The organism is Emticicia agri (genome assembly GCF_004168285.1).
Lineage (GTDB): Bacteria > Bacteroidota > Bacteroidia > Cytophagales > Spirosomataceae > Emticicia > Emticicia agri.
The window spans coordinates 1-4,826 of the sequence record NZ_SEWF01000104.1; the positions used below are offsets into that span (position 1 = coordinate 1).

At 34.8% G+C, this 4,826-nt stretch carries 4 protein-coding genes and 1 pseudogene; 2 read left to right on the forward strand and 3 right to left on the reverse strand.

The genetic code is table 11. The features are described 5' to 3' along the window. Positions 1–38: 38 nt before the first annotated feature. Positions 39–1,202: pseudogene (locus EWM59_RS27120) on the forward strand (IS256 family transposase); the annotation flags it as partial. 64 nt (positions 1,203–1,266) lie between these two features. Here EWM59_RS27120 and EWM59_RS27125 read toward each other — a convergent pair. The 3 genes from EWM59_RS27125 to EWM59_RS28850 all read right to left on the reverse strand — a co-directional run bounded on the left by EWM59_RS27125 (position 1,267) and on the right by EWM59_RS28850 (position 3,798). After that, positions 1,267–2,901 (reverse strand): hypothetical protein, encoded by a 1,635-nt coding sequence (locus EWM59_RS27125; RefSeq protein ID WP_130024333.1) that lies wholly within the window; start codon positions 2,899–2,901, stop codon positions 1,267–1,269. Positions 2,902–3,020: 119 nt separating this feature from the next. After that, the gene (locus EWM59_RS27130) at positions 3,021–3,362 is read right to left on the reverse strand and encodes a hypothetical protein (protein WP_130024334.1); all 342 of its coding nucleotides are present in this window, start codon (positions 3,360–3,362) and stop codon (positions 3,021–3,023) included. A 1-nt stretch (position 3,363) separates the two neighbouring features. Next, the gene (locus tag EWM59_RS28850) at positions 3,364–3,798 is read right to left on the reverse strand and encodes an ADP-ribosyltransferase (RefSeq protein ID WP_130024336.1); all 435 of its coding nucleotides are present in this window, start codon (positions 3,796–3,798) and stop codon (positions 3,364–3,366) included. Positions 3,799–3,885: 87 nt separating this feature from the next. Here EWM59_RS28850 and EWM59_RS27140 point away from each other — a divergent pair. Next, positions 3,886–4,826: IS4 family transposase (locus tag EWM59_RS27140; RefSeq protein WP_130024335.1), on the forward strand; the 941-nt coding region annotated here is incomplete at its 3' end.

Sequence of the window (4,826 nt, forward strand, 5' to 3'; positions counted from 1 at the left end):
AGGGATTTTTGCGCCATTGATGAATCGGATCGCCGAAGCGACATTTTCTGGAAGCAGCTTTAGCGGGGGAATTGGAAAGCCATCTGGCAGAATCAAAAGCAAAAGGGATAGTTAATCGTAAAAATGGAAAGACAAGCAAACAGGTAAAGAGTTTATCTGGGGAATTTGAACTGGAGAATAGTAGAGACCGTTCAGGGACTTTTGAGCCTATGATTTTGCCAAAGAGACAGGTAATAATCACAGAAGAACTTGAAGCTAAAGTTATAGGTTTATATGGTTTAGGGATGTCTACCAGAGATATATCTTCACATATCAAGGAGCTATATCAAATGGATATTTCAGCTACGCAGTTATCAACCATTACAGACAAAGTAATTCCAGCCATGCAGGAATGGCGTAGCAGACCCTTAGAGAGCATCTACCCTATTGTTTTTATGGATTGCATACATTATAAAGTTAAGGAAGATGGCAGAGTGGTTTCACGAGCTATATACAACATTTTAGGAGTAGACTTAGAGGGGAAAAAAGACTTAATAGGTATGTACGTGGCAGAAACAGAGGGTGCTAAGTTCTGGCTTTCTGTCTTAACAGATTTAAAACGAAGAGGTGTAGAGGACATTTTAATTGCTTGCATTGATGGATTGAAAGGCTTCCCAGAAGCAATAGCTACTGTATATCCCCAAACCCAAATACAGCTCTGCATTGTCCATCAGATACGGAATAGTTTAAAATACGTTCCTGAAAAGGATAAAAAGGCTTTTATAGCTGACCTGAAACTTGTTTACACTGCTGTAAACAAAGAAGAAGGTTTTAGACAATTAGAAGCTTTAGAAGCTAAGTGGGGCAAGAAATATATTATTGCTGTTCAATCCTGGTTTACTAATTGGGAAAACTTATCAAGTTTCTACGAGTATGCAGAAGACATTAGAAGATTGATTTATACCGCAGCGGCGGCCGCAACAAATCCTATAGAGGGTTTTCATCGTCAAGTCAGGAAGGTTACCAAAACTAAAGGTTCGTTTACTTCAGATACAGCACTCTTGAAACTGATATATCTGGTTGTACAGAGAATCTCTCAAAAGTGGACTATGCCTGTCCGAAATTGGAGTGTTACTTTATCGCAGTTATACATCATTTTTGGTAATAGAATGAAATTTCATAATTTTGAAAAAACTCACTTGAAGACAACTCCAAGTGAGTAGTAAAAATACTTGACACAGTTCAGTTTACACTCCCCCATTTTTATTTTCTATTTTACTCTTAAAATCACTTTTTACAACCACCTACCAGAGTTTTAAAAGTAGCAACACCCTTTTGTGCATCTTCAACGGTATTCACAACCAGATTGGCTTCACTGGCAAAGGTGGGCTTGCCATCTTTGGTTTGTTTAATAAACTTTTCTTTATTGATGGTATAACCCATAATACCTACTGTTTTGCCAGATACATCGACCTCTATTTTATTAGGATCAATATCATAGAGATTAAATTCCAGAATAGTCTCAACTGTTTTCTTAGAGTCGGAAGCAGTAGATGTTAATTTCCATTTACATTTATCACCGTCTTGCAAAACCAGTTCCTGTTTTGGATTTTCTATGGCTTTTACTTTGCTTACCAACCAGTTAAAGTCTCCTGCCGTAACATTTCCTTTACAACCTTTGGCAATAGCAGGCAATGCTTCCATCAGGTAACGGGCATCTTCAATATCGCTTGCTACAAACTCAACACTATTATCATAATTTTGTAAAGCTCCGTCTTTGGTATATTGAATAAACTTCTTACTATCCTGCACTTTTGAAGCAATTTTTACTACTTCTTTTGAAACTGACAATTTGAAATCTGTTAAATCACCGAAGCTAAATTTAAAACTTTCCTCAACTGTTTTACCTTTCACTTCAGATTTAAAACTATAGGTAGTCATACACGCAGGCTCAATTTTTTGTGTATAGCCAGATTCATTTACTTTAATATCTTTCAACCGATCTTTCAGAATTTTAAAGCCTTCTTCTTTAGTGGCAACTTTAGGTACTCTATTTTGTAGTTCTTTTTTGGCTAAAGGAATTATCTTCTGAATCGCCATCAGTAAAATGGTTCCCTCGGTGGGGTTTGCTACCGAAAACTTTACTTCATCGTCGTAACCTTTCATCACACTTCCCTGTTGGGTTTTTACATAATCATTCTTTGACTTGGCAACAACAGTTACTTGTTTTCCACTGATTTTCAATTCAGCTCCATTATCATTAAAATCACCCCAACTAAAGTCTGACACCAATTCTGTGGTTTTCTTGCCATCATTTTCTTCGCTTGTCAGTAATGCCCGGTCTTTATAAGTACCCGATTTTTTCAGGCTTTGCTTGACAGATTGCTTTTCTCCTGATACATCTTTAATGTTCTGCTCCAACCAGCTTTGCAGGGCAGCCAAATCGTCTTTAGGCAATTTAACCGAGGCCTCCCACGCTGTTTTCGCTGCGGCAATTGCATCTTTCAGATTTTTCTCCAACTCACGGGCATCATCTACATTTTCGGATAGAATCTCAAGTTTATTCTCATAATTCTGCATTTCACCACCTTTGGTATAGCGAATCGCTTTAAGGTTCTTCTGAGAACTTATCTCTACTTTCATTTCCTTACTCGAAGCACTTCTTTTCACCTCTCCCATCAAGCCCAAGTTAAACTCATAGATTTCTTCTGTGGTTTTGCCTTTAGAATCGGAAGAGGTAATGGCTATTTTAACATCATATGGGTTGGCATTATCATAGCTGAATTGCTGACTAACGGTAGATTTCTCTAACTTAATCTCTTTTACATGGCTTTTCACTTTATCAAGCGATGCTTTTAGATTTCCTTGTGCTTGTGTAAGAATGGGCAGTATGACCAGACAACAAGTAATGTATTTTTTCATGGGAATACGTTGTTTTAGGGCAAATTTAAGTAGATAGATGGTTAGACCAACAACCGCCCAATAAAAAAAGCAGCATTTCGGTTGAAATGCTGCTTTTGTAGGATGAATTGTAGTTTATGTTATTTCACTTTACCAAAGGCTGATTGTGATTTCTTATGTAAATGATAAGGAGGGTAGTTTTCTATATTTTCTGGTACTTGTGTTATTGATTCAATATGAGTTATAGTTAAAATATCAACTTTCCGCATAAATTCATGTAATAAATCTATACGAGTTAATTGTAGCTCTCTTGAAAGACTTTTATCCTTAAGTTCTTTTTTTATTAAACTGATACTCATATTCAATAAAGAAATAGCCAATTCTTTATCCTTATCATTTTGATAATAAATGATTTTCTCTTTATAGAGTTCTATAATATCTGTAAGAATTTTGCTCTGATTTTTTTTTGCAATTGCTTCCATATTATAATTCAATCATTGTAAATTCATGGATTCCATTCTGAAAATCGTAATCCAGAACTCTAAACTTTTTACCATAACATAAAACTACCTCTTTTTCATTTATAAATTTTGCCAATGGACTTATATTTTTCCAATTATCACAAAAAATTCTAAATCTTACTTTACCAAATTGCCAAGCCACTAGCTCTGAAGTACTTGCAGAAATAAAACTGTACTCTTCTATATTTTCATCATTATTAAATGCATTTATATAATAGTCAAGCTGCTTTTGAGTTAAATATGCCCCCCTAAAAGCAAGATTTCCTTCTGGTTCAGAAGGAATTTTCTCTAGTACATTTTTAAGATGTTCTCCAAAATCGCTAATCTTTTCCCCTTTGCTTTCTCTTAATTGTTCATTAAGGCTTTCAAAACCATCATCAGTATATTTATAAATGATTGCTTTTACTCTACCCGAAGATTTTTAATTTATAAACAAAAAGGCTGAATTTTGTAGCGACCAAGCAAACAAAACCAACCTTTTAGAATGAGAAAACTCATTAGGGACGAAATTATAAAGATTTTTGATAAAATACCTCTTGCTAAGAATCTATCAAGGAAAAAATTCATTGGTGATTTTCTGATAGGGATGCTCGAAAGCCGGAAGGTGCAATTTAAAGAAATAGCCTTGCACATTGAGAGTGAAGCTACATTAGAATCAGTTGAACGTAGAATACAGGCATTTTTTAAGGATTATGATTTCGATTACAGGCAAGTATGTCTCTTACTATTAATGTTTTTACCTAAAGGTAAACTTCAATTATCAATAGATAGAACCGAATGGGACTTCGGCATTTATCAATGCAATATTTTGATGATAGTTGCCAAAAATGGTTCAATAGGGATTCCATTGTATTGGGAGTTATTAGATAATAATTCAGGTAATAGTAATTGTAAAGACAGGTGTGACTTATTACAATCAATTGTAGATGTGATAGGTTTGGATAGAATCGGTTTGATAGTTGGAGATAGGGAATTTATTGGTATTCAATGGCTAAAGTATCTAAAAGACAGGCAGATAAACTTCTGTATGAGATTACCTAAAAACCATTTGATAACACTTAAGAATGGGGCTGTTTGTTCAATAAACGACTTATTGTCCCATCAACAGGAGCGTTACTTTGAAACATGTTTGGTCGATGGAATCTGGTGCAATACTATGCTAAAGAAATTAGATAATAAAGACTTTTTGTTTCTGATAGGTAATCTGCCAGCCAAGCAGTTAGGAAATCTTTACCGACATAGGTGGTGTATCGAAGTTCTGTTTCAAACTTTCAAACAAAGGGGCTTTGATTTAGAAACTACTCATATTAAAGGAAACGAAAAACTTAGTAAATTGTTGGTTTTTGTTAGTATTGCTGTAGCTATAGCACTGAAAACAGGTCAATATCTCCATCAAAAAGTAAAGATGATTAAAGTCAAAAAACA